This is a genomic window from Deltaproteobacteria bacterium (assembly GCA_028818775.1).
In the GTDB taxonomy this organism is placed as follows: domain Bacteria; phylum Desulfobacterota; class Binatia; order UBA9968; family JAJDTQ01; genus JAJDTQ01.
In genome coordinates this window covers 1-16,186 of record JAPPNE010000189.1, presented here as the reverse complement: position 1 = coordinate 16,186, position 16,186 = coordinate 1, and the positions used below count along the sequence as shown (strand labels likewise).

General features: G+C 62.5%; 8 protein-coding genes and 4 pseudogenes. 4 read left to right on the top strand and 8 right to left on the bottom strand.

Annotation, left to right across the window (positions count from 1 at the left end; translation table 11 throughout):
- Positions 1-242 (top strand): annotated as a pseudogene (locus tag OXU42_19215) (transposase).
- Between the two features lie 569 nt (positions 243-811).
- On the opposite strand, the gene OXU42_19210 reads toward OXU42_19215, so the two are convergent.
- Together OXU42_19210 and OXU42_19205 are read right to left on the bottom strand one after the other, a co-directional pair.
- Entirely contained in the window at positions 812-4,228 is a 3,417-nt protein-coding gene (locus OXU42_19210) for a hypothetical protein (GenBank protein MDE0031512.1), read from the bottom strand.
- 815 nt (positions 4,229-5,043) lie between these two features.
- Positions 5,044-5,262: pseudogene (locus tag OXU42_19205) on the bottom strand (IS110 family transposase).
- Between the two features lie 21 nt (positions 5,263-5,283).
- On the opposite strand from OXU42_19205, the pseudogene OXU42_19200 reads away from it, so the two are divergent.
- Positions 5,284-5,588 (top strand): annotated as a pseudogene (locus tag OXU42_19200) (type II toxin-antitoxin system RelE/ParE family toxin).
- Entirely contained in the window at positions 5,588-5,914 is a 327-nt protein-coding gene (locus OXU42_19195) for a helix-turn-helix transcriptional regulator (protein ID MDE0031511.1), read from the top strand. The pseudogene OXU42_19200 and the gene OXU42_19195 overlap by 1 nt, the downstream one beginning before the upstream one ends.
- A 189-nt stretch (positions 5,915-6,103) precedes the next feature.
- Here the strand turns inward: OXU42_19195 and OXU42_19190 are convergent, their stop codons facing one another.
- From OXU42_19190 to OXU42_19180, 3 genes and pseudogenes are all read right to left on the bottom strand, one after another.
- Positions 6,104-7,288: a site-specific integrase gene (locus OXU42_19190; GenBank protein MDE0031510.1), complete on the bottom strand. Its 1,185-nt coding sequence runs from the start codon at positions 7,286-7,288 to the stop codon at positions 6,104-6,106.
- A 25-nt stretch (positions 7,289-7,313) separates the two neighbouring features.
- Positions 7,314-8,000, bottom strand: a complete 687-nt coding sequence (locus tag OXU42_19185; GenBank protein MDE0031509.1) for a site-specific integrase — start codon at positions 7,998-8,000, stop codon at positions 7,314-7,316.
- Between the two features lie 487 nt (positions 8,001-8,487).
- Positions 8,488-8,817, bottom strand: a pseudogene (locus OXU42_19180) (transposase).
- A 268-nt stretch (positions 8,818-9,085) separates the two neighbouring features.
- Here OXU42_19180 and OXU42_19175 point away from each other — a divergent pair.
- Complete coding sequence (locus tag OXU42_19175) at positions 9,086-10,726, top strand: hypothetical protein (protein ID MDE0031508.1); 1,641 nt, start codon at positions 9,086-9,088, stop codon at positions 10,724-10,726.
- 808 nt (positions 10,727-11,534) lie between these two features.
- Here the strand turns inward: OXU42_19175 and OXU42_19170 are convergent.
- From OXU42_19170 to OXU42_19160, 3 genes are all read right to left on the bottom strand, one after another.
- On the bottom strand, positions 11,535-12,575 hold the full coding sequence (locus tag OXU42_19170; protein MDE0031507.1) for an IS110 family transposase: 1,041 nt from the start codon (positions 12,573-12,575) through the stop codon (positions 11,535-11,537).
- Between the two features lie 1,136 nt (positions 12,576-13,711).
- Complete coding sequence (locus OXU42_19165) at positions 13,712-15,217, bottom strand: ribosomal protein L13e (protein MDE0031506.1); 1,506 nt, start codon at positions 15,215-15,217, stop codon at positions 13,712-13,714.
- Between the two features lie 701 nt (positions 15,218-15,918).
- Positions 15,919-16,186: transposase (locus tag OXU42_19160; GenBank protein ID MDE0031505.1), on the bottom strand; the 268-nt coding region annotated here is incomplete at its 5' end.

The following is a 16,186-nucleotide window of genomic DNA, read 5'->3' as shown; positions in this document are numbered from 1 at the left end:
GGAGCAAGGTGGTGTTGATTCCGCATGAGTATCCGGCGTTGTTGCGCGCGCGGCGGCGGCATGCGTGCCGGGGGAAGGAGGAGCGTCGGCTGTGGCGCCGGCGCATGTGGCGTTCTGAGGGCTACCACGGCGAGGCGAAGAGTTGGCACGGGCTTGCGCGCGCGGTGCGTCGGGGCCTTGCGAACGTGCGGATCCAGTCCTACCTGACGGCGACTGCGGTGAACCTCAAGCGGCTGGCCGCCGCCCTTGCGGCGCGTTTGTTCGCCCTGTGGAGGGCCTGCGCCGCCCGGAAACGCCGAATGCGCGTTCCTGGCGGCCTCACGCGCCGATCGGGCTTGCTCTCCCAGGCCGCGTGACCCGCCATTCCTCCCGCTTCCGAAACAGGATTTTTCAACAACCCCTCCTGTGCCGGATTTGATTTCATCAGCCGGCAAAGGCGTGGACTTTTTTTCCTCGGGGTGAGACGACATCAAAGGGTGGTCGCCACCTGATCTTCATCTTTAGAAACCGGCCGCGATCTATTCCGTCACATGAAAAAGGGACTACGCCTTCTCTCGATTTCCGTCGATTCTGAGAGAGGGTGCAGTCCCTTTTTCTCGCTACCATCTGCGCCTGCATGATGAATCAAAAGAGTGGGGGCTACCCGTTATTCCCGTTCCCGGCTCGAGGACTCAAACTCTAAACAAGGAACGGTACAGTTTGCTCCATCACGAGGGAAGCAACCAACGGGCAACCCCCTTTTCGCTCTCCTTCACAACCCGCCCCGGCCCCGGGGCCGTGAAGCCCCGAAGCCAAAGGCGTCATTCATTTTCTACTGCTTGTGCGCGCCGAAGGCACCCACAAAGCTCTCGACGACCATGTCATCGCCCGTACCCTCGGACTTGGTGACGCCGAAGGTGCCGGCAGCCGCGAGAGGCGCGGTGACCGACTCGTTCACATCCCTCGTATCCGTATCGTCGGCCGTCGCGCCGTAGAAGCTGCCGCTCCAGGTGCCGTTGAAGGGGTACATCACGGTGTCATCATCCTGGATCTCGCCGGCGCCCATACGGGCATTGCCGTTGAAGGTGGCGGTGCCATCGGTGAGATCAGCTTGCCTCAACACGATGGAGTCCGCCAACGCCGGACCGCCGTTCACCCGGATGTTGCTGATCATACCTGAGATGGTTCCCGGCGTAGTATCGGCCGGCGGGGTGGTGCCTCTCTCAGTATCCGTATCGATGGCTCCGAAGTTGGCCGTCAGGGTAGCGTCGCCGCTGAAGAAGTTCACGCCCTCGCCCGTCTTGTGATGGGCGCCGGCGGCCACACCACTGTAGGTGGCGGTGCCGGTGACGGCGTTCTGCACGTTGACGGCGTAGCCGGTGCCGCCGACTGCGAAGGCGCCGATGGTGTCGGTGGCGCCGTCATCGCTCTCTTCCAGCCAGATACCGAACGCCAGGTAGTCGTTGTCTTCCATTGCATCTGCGGCTTCGACAGCTTCTACGGCCGCCCGGCTGCCGGTGAACGTGTAGCCGCTGATGGCGGTCACGGCGCCGTCTTCACCAAGCGTAATGGAGCAAGCGTCGCCACATGTCAGGGTACCCGTAAGCGCCGTCTCACCCGATGGCGTCCATTCGACGCCCGTGATGGTGGTTGCTGTGCTCGTAACCTCGGCCAGCTCAGCCGCTGCCACGGTTTGACCAACGACCGACCTGGCCGACGCCGCAGTCACCGCGAGAACGCTATCTTTGCCCTTCATCTTGTTGGTGAAGAGGATCGCGCGGGCGCGATCCGTGTCGGTGTCGGCGTCCTCGTCATTCTCCCAGAGCTCGTACCCGGTGAAGACGCCGAGATCGGCTATCTTCCTGGCGGTCTGGATGATTTGGGCTTCGCCGGTGTCGGTGGTATCGCCATCATTGTTGAGGTCGGTGGCGACCCTGCTTTCCCTGAACTCGGCCACGATTGCCGTAGCACCGGCAACATTCACCGTGATCGTCTGCATGCCCTCCTCAAACTCGTCGTCATCCGTGGCCGGGTTGTCCACTGTGTCCCCGGGATGCGTGATAGTGACGGTGGTGCCGGCCGCCTGAGCGCCATCATCAACAGCCGCAATCGTTGCCAACGCCGCACCGACGCTCGCAACGTGGGCCGCCGTCTCGTTGGCGGTCGTGTCGTCATCGTCCTCAACGTGAGCACCGTTCGCCGCCTGGAACAGCCTCAGGACGTGCGTGTCGGCCGCGGTTCCGGCATCCGTTTCAGCCGTTTCCGCCAAACCTTGTTGCGTCATCGCGGTTGCCAGCGCAGTCTCGGCGTTGTCCTGCTCATCTTCAGCCGTGCCTTGCGCAGTTTCAGCGTCCGCTGCGGTTCCGGCCGCGTCGATGCCGTCGGCCGCCGCCTTGGCGTCCATGTAGGCCTGCATCGCATCGTTGGCCGCATTTCTGGCCGCCGTAGCCGCCTCCATGGCCGCTTCATACTGCGTTTGAGCTTCCGTGGCGTCAGTGCGAGCCGCCGTTGCTCTATCGAGAGCCGCCTTGGCGTTGTCCCTGGCGGTCTCGGCCGCATCAGCAGCCTCGGCAGCATCATCAGCCGCTTCCTTGGCGGCCTCTACAGCGTCATTCGCCGCATTCGTCGCGGCCGTAACGGCACGGACTCTCTCTTGTTCCTCTCCTACCGTTTTGGCTGTTTCAGCCGCATCAGCCGCGATCGAAGCCGTCATGTAGCTGCCCTGAGCGTTCGCGGCTTGCGTCGCCGCTTCCGCCGCCTGGGCGTCGGCTTCTGCCTTCGTCATGTTGTCCATGATGCCATCGAGCGCCGCCTGGGCGGCATCAGCGGCCGTTCTCGCGGCTGTAGCCGCTTCTCTGGCCGTTGTTGCTGCGGCACTGTCGGGTGCTGCTGTTTCTGCTCTCACTGCGGCCGCTTCCGCATTGTCGGCCGCTGTATTGGCAGCCGTCACGGAACCCATGGCCGCCGTGCGGGCCGCCCCAACGTCTGCTACACGCTGTGTTTCGGCTGCATCCGCCTTGGCCTTGATATCAGCCGCATCAGCCTCCGCCATGCTCGCAGTCGATTGATGCCCTTCCGCATTGCCGGCCTCCGTAGCCGCATTCGCGGCCTGAGCATCGGCTTCTGCCTTGGTGGCGTCGTCCGCAATGGCATCGAGTGCAGCCTGCGCGGCGTCAGCCGCCGCTCTCGCGTCCACGGCCGCGGCGCGAGCCGCCACTGCCGCATCCGAACCAGGAGCATCGGCCTCCGCCATATCGGCAGACGCTTCCGCCGCATCCGCGGCCGTATTCGCCTGAGTTACAGAGGCCATGGCCCTGGAGCGAGCATCTGCGACGTCCATCACGCGCTGCGCTTCATCCGCAGCTTCCTGGTTGTTCTGGGTGAGCATTGCAATCACATCGTTGATTTCGCCGAGAGCAGCTTCGGCGTCCATCTCCGCTTGCTCAGCCGCCGCAGCCGCAGCATTCGCAGCAGCGAGGTCCCTGTCACCTTGCGCGGTAATTGCATTGGCATGCGCAGAAAGTGCAGTAGCAGCAGCGACAGCGGCACGACCAGCAGCAGCCTGCGCGGCTGCGCCCTGCTGAGGTGTGGCGTTTTCCGTGCCCGTTAATATACCAACCGCCGCAGCGGCTCTTGCAGACGCAGACATGGCAGCAGTGTTGGCCGCCATCGCTCTGCTCACAGCCGCAGCAAGGTCCTCGGTCAACTGCGCTTCCATTCTCTGGCGCTCTTCTTCGGCCAGCCTGTCGGCTTCTCTCTGATCCGCAGCCGTCTTGGCGTCCTTCACCGCTTGCGCGAACATATTCGCATTCGCGAGGGCAGCCTGGGCCGCATCACGAGCCCGTTCGGCATTGGTCTGGGCCGCTTGGGCGGCTTCAGGCGTAGTCGCGTCCATGGCCGCCTGATTCGCGGCATCCGCCGCCTGCTTCGCCTGAACCGCAGCGCCTACCGCACTGGAAACCAAGCCGTAGTGCAGTTCGTCGTAGCTCTCCATGCCGGCGATTCCGTTAAACGCCGCCTTCGCCGCATCGAGCGCCTCGTTCGCCGCAGTCGCAGCCGCGGCCGCAGCCGTCCGTGCAGCATCGATCATCTCTTGGGCGAGATCAGCGGCCGAGGTGCAAGAACCGTCCGTATTGTACCGACCGCCGGCACCTTCACACATCTGCTGCGCGTGCTCTGCGGGCGTTATGCACTGACCGCCCACATACACATTACCCGCATCCTCACACTGCTCCTGCGGGCTAGGCATCGGAGGAGGCGGCTCCTCTGCCGTCCCGCCGCCGCCTCCGCAGCCCGCCAGCGCGAGGGCGAACACTGCCGCCAGCGCGAAAGCGTATAGCTTGCTTGTCCTTTGTCTGAACTTCATTTAGTGAGTCCTCCTGAATACATAGAAAAAGGGATTTCCGTAACTTTCCGCCTTTCCTCTGAATTAACCTCCTTTCGCTCATGCTTCGGGCTGTATTTTATATTCGGTATTTTTTTTTGAAACTATTATCCTCCTGATTCACAATCTAATGCTTGCAATACAAATCAGGACGATTCTTAATACTCATGTAGTTCCTTCTATGCGGGGGCAGACAATATTTTTACTCGTGCCTTCCTGAATTTCCCCACACCTCTTATATATGTTAAATGCGTAGCAACTCTCATATTGCTATAGCATTTCCTGTTTTGTCAAGGTGAATTCTAACCCTTGCAGAAATTCGCTAACGAGTCATCTCAGCTCAGCGAGAAGGCAATGTCAGCGAGAAGGCAACATTACTCTCCTTGCCTATATTTGGGCGAATATCCTTATACTGCGCTTATTTTTATAATATTGTCAAGGGAAAATTTTGCGACCGGCCACGCTTGAGGAAGAGATCGTGATTGGTTAAGCAATTCAAAAAAGTGGTATCCGCCGCAAAATCGTTTCCCCATCCAAATAAGCATATAAAAGCGATTACTCAATTTTAGAATTGAAGGCCGCTCGTCATGTTCGGATTCTCCACCGCCGCGTGGGAACTCGCCCCACGCGACCTCTGCATCGGCTGAATGCCGAACTTGCGCCAGAAGAACATTCCCTTGCTCGCAAATTGCCTCCGCATCCGCAGCGTCGTTCTTGTAGCGCTTCACATATGGCTTCACGTAGACCGGTGGCATAAGCTTCACCTCGTGGCCGAGCCTACCGACCGCGCGACCCCTGTATTGCGCGCTCGCGCATGCCTCCATTGCCACCAGACAACTCGGCTGCGACGCCAGAAAGCCCAACACATTCGCTCTGCTCAACTTCTTGTGGAACACGATCGAACCGTCCGGACGCGCGCCGTGGAGTTGGATGAGGCCTGCGCAATCGGGCACTTGCTTGAGCAGTTCGGGCCGCAACTGGGCCGGCCGCAGGTGGATACGCTGAACGGTTCGCGGCACGTGAACATGCAGGAGATGCGGTTCAATGCAATGGACGGTGCATAGCGGGTCGCCTTTGCATTCGACCCCGCGCGTCAGGCCATCCTGCTGTTTGCGGCGACAAGTCGGGCAGAAGCCAACGCCGGGTCTACCGCATGCTTATCCGCAAGGCCGACGAACGGTTCGAGCGGCACCTTGCCGAACTCGCCGATGAAGGAGGATCATGATGACCGTGAGCCTTGATGCCATGATGGCGGAACTCGACCCCGAGCGGCGGCGCAGGATAGAGGATCGGTCGGCGGAACTGATTGCCGAGGAGATGACGCTGCGCGAGTTGCGCGAGGCCCGAAGGCTCACCCAGATGAGCGTTGCGCGCGAACTCGGCATCGGCCAGGACGCGGTTTCGCGGCTGGAGCAGCGCAGTGATCTGCTGCTGTCCACATTGCGTAAGACGGTCGAGGCGATGGGCGGAAACCTGTCGCTGATTGCCTGGTTCCCCGACCGCCCTCCGGTCGAGCTCGCGGGCATCGCCGAGCACGACGCCCGCGATTGACACAGGCGCGGGGCGCTGTTCGTCGCCGGCCGCCGGGAGAGAACAAGGCCCGGGTAGTTGCCGGGACCCTGAAGGCGCAAGCGCTTATGGTTGCGCGCTGTTAAGACACGATCTGCGCTGGCGCACGGGCTACACGGCCTGTCGCGGCCAGCGCCGCTACGGGGCGCACTGGGAAACACGAACTCGCCTCTAATCTTCCCCCAGGATGTCGTCAGCGATGCTCTCGGAGACCCGCTCCGCCGCCTCCCGCACCGTGTCACGCGCCAGATGTGCGTAGCGCGCTGTGGTCTCGATCTGGGTATGACCCAGGAGTTTGCCGATCATCGGCAGAGTCTCACCAAGCGCCAGCACCCTGGATGCGAAGGAATGGCGCAAGTCGTGGAGCCGGATGTCCTCGAGACCCGCGCGTGAGCGGATAATGTTCCAGGTATAATCGATGTCGCTTATGTGCGCGCCCGGCTTCTTTCCGGGAAAAACCCATGGATTGCCCTGTATTCGCGGCAGACCGGCGAGAAGCTTCAGAGCCGGTGGCGAGAGGGACACCACTCGCGCGCCCGTCTTCGCGTCGGGCAGCTTGAATTCGCTCTCATCCAGCGATACGTTCTCCCAGCGAAGCGCCAGTATCTCGTTCTTCCGGCACCCGGTCAGCATCAGAAGACGGATCGCCGACACGGCGGTTGCAGATACCTCGCACTGGGTTTCGGCCTCATCGAGGACACGTCCCAAGCGGGTGAACTCCCTGTCGGTCAGGAACCGTTCCCGGTTGCGTTCAGGGTACTTGATGATGGAGCGGCAGGGGTTGCATCCCTTAGGCGCCATGCCCCAGTCCTCGCCCAGCCGGTACATCAGTTCAGGGTGCGGACCACCATGTTCGCCGTATAGGGCGTCTTGGACAGCCGCTGGTGGAGTTCCGCGACCTGCGCGCGTTCGACCGACGCAAGCGGCAGGCGGCCCAAGGCCGACACGATATGTTTGTAGACCACCGAGCGTACCATACTCATGGAACTCGGCTTTTAGCGTATCGCCGCGTGTTCCTTCATGTAGCGTCTCGCGAGTTCGGCCACCGTGGGGCCGCCGGCCGACTTCACCGGTCCGCACCGGTCCGGAAGCCGTCTCATCGCCCGCCTTCACCCGTGCGATGATCGATGCCGCGCGCTTTCGCGCCTCATCCACATTGATCACACCATGCTTGCCCACCGTCAGGCGACTGGGTCCCTTCGGCCCCCGGGCCTGGACAATGTAGACTTTTGAGCCCGTGGGATAGACCCGCACCCCGAAGCCGGTCAGTTCCCTGTCCCAGTATACAGTGTCCTTCGCCACTTTCAGTCGAGCGACCATACGGTTCGAGAGCGTCCCGTGTTGCAGCTTCGCCACCTTCGATACCTCCTCGTGGTTGCGTTCAGGTATTGGCGTTTTGCGGCTCCAGGTGAACTCCGATGCTCTCGCCCACCCGGGCGGCAGCTGTTTTCTCCGCATCGCGCATCAGGTGCGCGTAGCGCGCTGTCGTCGATACCTTCGAGTGTCCGAGTAGTTTCCCGATCGTGGGCAAGCCCTCACCCAGCGCGAGCGCCCTCGACGCGTAGGAGTGTCTCAGATCATGAATCCGCAAGTCGTCAAGTCCCGCCCGCGCCCGGATACGTCGCCAGCACAGGTTGAAGTACGGCTCTTGATTACCGCCTCTCGGCCCGGAGAACACACAGGCCTTCCCCGGCGAGCGGGGGAGGCCCTTAAGCACCGCCAGTACGGGTGCCGTCAGATGGACCATGCGCGGTCCCGCCTTAGCGTCCTTGAGCCGCAACTCGCTCGCAGTAAGTTCCACATCGTCCCAGCGAAGATCCAATATCTCGCTTTTGCGGCATCCGGTCAGCATCAACAGGTGAATCGCCGCAATCGTGGACGGCCAAACCGATCCGTCCGCTTCCAAGTCCCTCAACACGCGGCCCAGGCGACGGAATTCTTCGTGCGTCAAGAATCGCTCGCGGGGGCGTCTCCGGTAGCGGCGCACCCCGTGGCACGGGTTGCTCCCGGGCGGCGCGAGACCCCACGCCTCGGCCAGCACGTACATTCTGGACAGCACGTCGACCACCGTGTTGGCCGCATTGGCGTATCCTGGAGACGGTGGTGCAGGGCCATGACGTCGCCTCCTGCGACCTCGCCGAGCACCATCTCTCCCAAAGACGGCAGGCCGTGTTTCTCGAGCGTGTGCCGATAGCCCACGGCGGTGCCCGGTTTGCAGTGCTCCAACACGTGGACGCGCATGAAGCGCTCCGCCAGTCCGGACACCGTGAACTCCGCCGCGGGCGCAGGATACTCCCCCGCTTGATGCGGTCGATGAGGACGGTCACGCTCTTGCGCGCCTCCTCACACGATATCTCCCCGTGACGGCCAAGCGCCTTGCGCTTCGGCCCTCCCGGCCCCCTCGACTGGACCACGTAGACCTTCCGCCCCGTGGGGTAGACGCGCACACCGAAGCCGGCCAGCTTTCGGGCCCGTCCGGCTCACTTTCCCCGAACCCCCGCCACGGCAGCCTCCGCCATCCTTCTGCCTTTTCCTCCAAGGGGTGCTCCCCCAATCATCTCCTCTACGTGACACTCCACCAGACTCTCCCAACTCACGTCCGCCTGAATCAATGAGGCGTCCACGTGAACCACTTCTCCCATGGTCACTTTCATATCCAGGTACGAGCGAACCGTGCACTGGAATATCTCCCTGGACCGAATTTCCTCCCAGCACTGCCGGATCCTCGTCATGCTCGAATAGTCCGGCAGCCTCTCCTCCAGCTCGTAACCGATGAGCCACCGGATCGAGATGTTCACTTGCGCTTCGCGCAGCAGACGCCGGTCGTGCACGATCCCCAGCAGAAGAACCGCCGGCATCAGGCGAACCGCCACCTCCGGGTCGAGTACGTGGCTCACGCGAGGCGGGGATTTATTTGGCAAAAGCGCAAAAGTGTGGGATCATCATTGGACCCGCCCGCAGGAATGAATCTCTCTGTCCATCCAATCCGGGAGGATTCACCAGATGACGTTCAGGAAAATGAGATCCGTTCGCGGATTCTGCGATTTCACGCTGGCGGCGGTGTTGGCGCTTACGCTGGCGGGCTGCGGCGGCGGCAATGGGGGCGGCGCCCCGGCCGGGGAGAGCCTGTCCGACGCCAGGAGAAGGGCGCAGGTGGCTTTCGATGCGGTCCGGGAGGCGGCCAGGATAGCGCAGGAGGCGCTCACCGGAATACAGGAGGCCGACGACGTGCGCAACTACACGCGTGCGAAGGATGCGGCGGATGCCGTCGAGGCGGCCTACGAGGTGGCGAGGGCGGCGAACGACAGGGCCCAGGCGGCCACGGTCGAGTCCGACGTCCGCAAGGCGGCCGATGAGGTGGTGGCGGAGTTGGGCAAGGCCGAGCGTGCGAGCCGGGACGCCGTCAGGTTCGCCGACATGGTGAGGCAGACGCGCGACATGAGGAGTCTGAGAACGAAGAACGCGAGGCTGTTCGAATCCGCGAACGGCGATGACGAGGACACCGACGCCGCGAAGAGAAGGCGGGTGGGCATAGTGGAGGTGCTGGTGGCGGATGCGGGAGGGGCCGGACGCATCGAACACTCGGCCTGGGATATCACCCCCCAAGAATCGGCGGACGACGTGACGACCGAGACCCGGGGAACCAGCCTCGCGGGCGCGGCCGGGGTGTTGCCGGCTGCGGCCAGGGTGACCTGGGGCGCGGACACCGGAAGCGGCGGCCCGGCGGAGCGCCGGTTCCGGGTCCGGATCGACACCGACGGCGGCGCCGCCACCGTGTTAAGCACTGAGAACGCGGCCGGCGCGATTCCCACGAACGAGCAACGGCCGCTGCCGCGCATCGGCGATTGGGGCGGGTTCCATGGTGTCGAGTTGTCGAGCATCGACGGCGGCCTCTACGCCCACGCCTACACCGACATCTCGCAGACGCGGGTGATTCCGGCCCAGAACGCCGCGTCCGTGAGGAACGCGCCCGTCCGGCTCGATCGGATTCCCGATTCCGTCGTCCTCACCCCCGCCGATCAGTCGGCCGGGTCGTTCATGGGCGACTACGACCACGACGGCGACTCCGATTCAAACCCCCTGCACGGAACCTTCTCCTGCGGGGCGGGGCAGCAGTGCACGCTCGACATCGACGGCGCAGGCCGGATCACGGCCATCTCCGGTTATGCGTTCACCGGGTCGGGCCCCGCCCAGCCCCAGCGGGAGGCGCCGGATGAGGATTATCTGGTTTTCGGCATCTGGCTGAACAGTCCCGCCGTCTTGCCTTCGGTGGGCGCGTTCGCGTCGGGAAACAGGTCGTTCGAAGTCGGCGCAGGCGGAACCGACCTCCAGGCGCTCGAAGGGAACGCGCAGTATCGCGGTCCCGCCACCGGGATTCACACGATGGGTGGCGTGGTCAGGCCGTTCGACGCGACCGCGACCCTGACCGCGTCGTTCGGCGATGGGTCGGCGGCGGGAACTGTGAGCGGCGCGATAGAGAATATCGTTTCCGGCGGCACCCCCGTGCCGGATTCCATCATCCTGATCGAGGCCGAGCTTCTGGGCTATACGGACGCGGAGTCGGGGCATTTCCGGGGCGCGGCCAGGATGGGTGCGGCGGAGGACCCGGCGGCGACGACGCCGGTCTACCCCTATAACGGAGGCTGGGGCGGGCGGTTCTACGGTCCCGGGGCGCCGGGCGCGGCCGCCATGCGATACCCCGGCTCGGCCGCCGGCATCTTCGGCGTTTCCGGCACCGAGGACGGTGCGAGACAGAGCTTCGTCGGCGCATTCGGCGCGCACCGGCAGCCGTAAGGATTGCCGGATCGTCGCCCTTTCCGCGAAGTTTCCCTGGGTCTGTTGCATATGCTGTCCGTACGATGAGTCCTTGAATCAAATCCTCCGGGATTTCGTGGTCCGGATACGGAGAGTTACTATCAGGCGCTCAGGGATTATGCGTACCGGGGGAAAACCCAGACGATGGAGAACATCCACCCGCTGGCTCTCTTGAAATCGCTCCACAAGAAGGTGGGCTACTCTACGGGGAAAAAATGATCGTGGGCTGTTCGATTATGTAAGAAAGATAGATTTTCGCCCCCGACTGCCATTCCATCTCCGCTTTTCGCGAGAGAAGGCGGTGGAACGGGTTCGTCGCCCGCTACTACTATATCCACTACATCGGCTACAAAACCCTCGTCGGCATCCAGAGGCGGCCGGTTGCCATGCTCGGCTTCAGCACCGTCGCATGTAAACTGCTCCTTCGAGACGGCTTTATCGGTTGGGTACTCAGGCTGCGCAAGAAGAACCTCCCCCTTCTCTAATCGGGACGAGCAAGTCAAGTTCCTCTGCCCTGGTTTTTCCAGATCTGTTCCGCCTTTGGCTTCAGACGATGCTCCATGGGGGTCTCGCTTCTCTACGTGATCGGCTCCCGGTCCGGGGCCGTCAACAGGATGGGATCGGAGAACGAGGTGGAACAATCTCTCGAACGCTCTCGCACCGTCACCGACGGAGCGGAGCTAGGCCGGATGCGAACTCACCTCGTCCCTCGTCCCCACGGGGGCATCCTCCGCCAGAGCGGAAGCTACCTTGGTTTTCGGATTCTTCTCCTCCTGGATTCCCGACGTCAGGCGGCTACTTCATCCACGCCGTCGCGTTTCCAGCGGAACTCGGTGCCGTCCATCCACATGCGGTGCATGATGACGCCGAGCCGGCGGGCGAGCGCAACCTTCGCGCGCGCCTTGCCGCGACGCTTCGCCACACCCATCGCCCAGGCTTTCAGCCACGACCACCGCGTCGTGCGCCCGAGCAAGGCGTTAGCGGCTTCGTAGAGCGCCGTGCGCATCATCGCGTCGCCGCACCTGGAGATTCTTCCCGTTCGGTCGACCTCTCCGGATTGCCACTTGCGAGGCGCAAGCCCGAAGTGCGCGCCCACCGAGCGCGAGCGCGCAAAACGCGATGGCACGTCGACGCTCGCCCGGAAGGTGAGCGCCGTCACCGGACCCACGCCGGGAACCGTCATCAGGCGACGGCAGACCGGGTCGACGCGTACCGCCTCCAGCATCATCCTGTGCAGCCGGACGTATTCCGCCAGCAACGCAGAGCGAGCCCGCAGCATCGGCGCCACCAGGCGCGCCAGCTCCGGGCGATCCGCGACCAGACCCCCTACCCGCGCCTCCAGCCCGCGGCGGGTGACCTTGCCCATCTTCAGCCCGAAGTTGCGCAGCGTGCCCCGGATCTGGGCTTCGGCGTCGCACAGCTGCTTCAGCATGAACTTTCGGTTGGCGAGGAGCATGCGTTTCTCCTGGCTCGACACCGTCTTCACGTGCACCGGGCGAATCAGGTTCGCGCGAACCAGCTGGGCGATCCCGCGCGCGTCGTCGCGGTCGCTCTTGTTCACCGTCGCCGAGAGCACCGCCTTCAGCTGCCGCGTCTCGGCGCAAACCACCGGGAGCCCGGCCTCGGCCAGGCCGTCATGGAGCCACTGAGACAGCGGCCCCGCCTCGAGGCAGATGCGCGTCACGCCGAAGTCCAGCCCGGTGAAGAACGCCGCGAGGGCCGCGGGTTCGCTCGCGACCTTCGCCTCCCGGACGATCCCGCCCTCCGCGTCCACCACGCACACGCTCGTCCACTCCAACGACACGTCGAGTCCTGCAAAATGGTTCATTGCTGCTCCTCCTGCGGGCGCGTAGAGACCGGACCATCCCGGCCTCGCCTCGATCATATGACAGAGGAACATCCGCTACACGCGGTAGTTCGGTGGCCAACCCGATTACCCCATCTCGTGGTCGACAACCCGAGGTTACTCACCCTGACTCGGATCACAATTCCCAATCCTGGACTCGCACATCCTTGCCAGCGCGCGACGGCGCCTGCCCAAGGACTGGACCGAGCTCTATGGCATCACCCCCGTTCTCATCGAGACCCCGCGTTAAACCGGCGCCGTCTACAGGACATCGGGCTGGGTCCAAGTCGTAACCACCCAGGGGCGCGGACGCTGCGACAGACACGGACAAGCCCAGAAAGGAAATCCGGATGCGGTTGCTACGCAGAAACTGGAAGCAAGTCTTCAATCGGTCAAATCAACCTGCCTGTCACGGCCCGAACGAAACTATGTGACGTACATGGCGCTCACCAGCATGCAAGCCGTTTTCTTCGGAGGGTTCGGCGCAATGGGGCCTGGCTCAGTCGCACATCCGGCCTCTTGATTACGGCGCTTGACTTGCTGCGGGCCCGTATAGTGATTGGCACGTCCCCGGGCTTGGCAGTCCGTTCCACACACTTGGTTTTCCCGATCCCGTCTCGACAACCGTTTACCCTTGCCCGTCCTCCGGCCTACTCGCATTCCTCTCAGACTCTATTCGCGCGGAACGAGCCCGAGTCCGGTGGAGAAGTCACGCTCGCGCTTGAAGCTCTCATATGCTCAGTGAACCAGGAAGAATCACCGGTAGTTTTCCACAACCGTAGTCTGGGGAAAACCTGTGGAAAAACCGGCAGTTGACAGGAGAGTTCCCTGCGCGATTCCTGGCGCGGGCCATTTTCACATGGCGGCGGCGCGAAGGCTTGAGTCGCCATTGCGCCAATTACCCCGACCCCCGGGATGCTCACCAGGCGCCTTCCAGGAAGTGCTTTTTTCAACTCTTTGGGGTTTCGGCTTCGTATGTAATCAAATCCCGTACGTGGGGAGAACCATGCCATGCAGGGTCTCATTTTCCTCGTCGTATTCGGTGGATCCATGATAATTTTTCAATTGCAATACGGATTCGCTCATCGTTGTTCCCTTTCACTGCTGGTTCATGCCCCTCAAACGCCGCTCTTCGCTTGTTCGAGGGATGCGACATTCACCGGGTGCGTGTTGCGGCGACGCTTGTCGAGGCGGATATGCAGGCGCGAGGCATCGGCAAGGTTCAGACCCGCTTCGCGCAATTCGCCCCGGCTGAATCCCTTGCCAGGCCGCCAGACGCCGCGAGCGTCCCGCACGAGGGGGGAAATACCGTTTTCCGCAAGAACGGGTTCCAAGGATTCATCCGGCGAGTCTTGCATCACCGCAGCCGCGAGGGGCTCCCCAACCTCTTCCGTGATATCTTCCGCAGACTCACTCTCATTAGAGATTTCCGGTTCAGGTACAGCAGCTTCCGCGGCGCTTTCGGCTATCTCCGAGTCAGCTTCTTCGTCTACGAGCGACGGTTCGTCTTCATGCGGTGAATCTTGCAAAACCGACGCCGTTCGTGTCTCCTCATCCTCGGCAACGGTGTCACCGACAGCTTCCGGTTCGCTCTCCTGAATGACCTCCGGCTCAGGCATAGCCGCATCCGCCACGCTTTCGGACACGAGCGAGACGCTCTTGTCTTCTTCGTGAACCGGCTCGGGCGCGTCAGCATATTCATCCGAGACAGGCGCAGCCAATGCCTCGAAGTCATCGCCGTATTCTTCATCCGGTTTGGTATCTTGAGAAAGCACCGCCTCATACGGCGCGTTATCCATGATCGACGCAGCCAGGGATTCCTCAACCTCCTGAACCATTTCGTCCATGGCATCCGGTTCACTGCTCTGTATGACCCCCGGCTCGGGCGCAGACGCCTCGAAGGCGCTATCGGCTGCTGCCGAGGCGGCGGCTCCATCTTCGAAAAACGATTCATCCAGAGACGGTTCCGGTTCTTCTGGCAAGGCTCCTGATTCCGATTCGGTCAGCGACTCGAGTTCGAGGCCATATTCCTCATACGACGCTGCACCGCTCTGCGGCGACGGCTCATCCGGCGACTCATCCGTGATCGGCGCCAGGGGTTCCTCCACCTCCTGAGCGATTTCGTCCATGGCCCCAGGCTCGGTTTCCTGCGGCACTCCCGCTTCGGGCGCAGACGCCTCCGCGACGTTATCGGCTACTTCCGAGGCTACGACTTCATCGTCGTGAGACGACTCTGTTTCTTCCCGCGACGCTTTTGATTCCGTCTCGCTCAGCAACTCTAGATCGAGGCCATATTCCTCATACGGCGTTACTTCACGAGGCGGTTCGGGCGTATCCGGCGACTCATCCGTGACCGGCCCGGCCAATGCCTCGAGGGCGGGAACATCACCGCCATCAACCGCGTCCACGCGGTTCGCCGAACCGGTTGGCGCAGGCTCTCCGAAAGCGATCAGTTCCAGTTCCTGATGCGAACCAAGCTCTTTGTCCTCCGAATTTCCCGTCGTATTCGGAACGCTCGGTTCGAAGGCCGTCGGAGGCGGAATCTCATACCCCTCTTCCGATTCATCCTGTGCGGCGCTATTGCGGCGCGCGATACGGCTCAAAAAACTCTTTTTGATATTCATGCCGCCCCCTTTGAGATCGAAACCTCGTTGCATGGAGAAACAAATAATTTAGGGGGCGGTAAAAATTAGGTGAGACAGGCTACGGATTCAAACTAGCGATTCCGAAGGCCTGGTGTCAAACGGCGCATCGCCAAGCGCGTGGGTTTGCAAAGGCGAATAACGACAGGGGGAAACCCGTGCAGGCCGAGCGAGCATCTCTTGTTCAAACCGAATTTGGGCTATCAGCCTGTCGGACTTAGGCCCCTCCATAATCGGGGCAACCAAGTCAAGTTTCTCTGCCCTGGTTTTTCCAGATCTGTTCCACCTTTGGCTTTAGACGATGCTCCATGGGGGTCTCGCTTCTCTATGTGATCGGCTCCCGGTCTGGAGCCGTCAACAGGATGGGATCGGAGAACGAGGCGGAACAATCTGTCATACACCCTCGCACCGTCATCGACGGAGCGGAGCTGGGCCTAAGGCGAACTCGCCTCGTCCCTTATCTCCGCGGGAGCATCCTCCGCAAGAGCGGAAGCTACCGTAGTTTTCCGATTCTCCTCCTTTTGGATTCTCGATGCCAGGCGGCTACGTCATCCACGCCGTCGCGTTTCCAGCGAAACTCACTACCATCCATATGCGGTGCATGATGACGCCGAGCCGATGCGCGGGCGTAACCTTCGCGCGCGCCTTGCCGCGATGCTTCGCCACACCCATCGCCCAGGCTTTCAGCCACGGCCACCGCGTCGTGCGCCGAGCAAGACGTTGGCGGCTTCGTAGAGCGCTGCGCGCATCATCGCGTCGCCGCATGAGATGCTTCCCGTGCGGTCAACCTCTCCAGATTGCCATTGGCGAGGCGCAAACCCGAAGTGCGCGACCACCGAGCGCGAGCGCGCAAAACGCGATGGCACGTCGACGCCCGCCCTTGCCGAGGAGCACAAGCAAAAGCGCGGCACTCCCGCCCAGGCGCAGGCCATGGTGGCCAGAGCCGTCGCC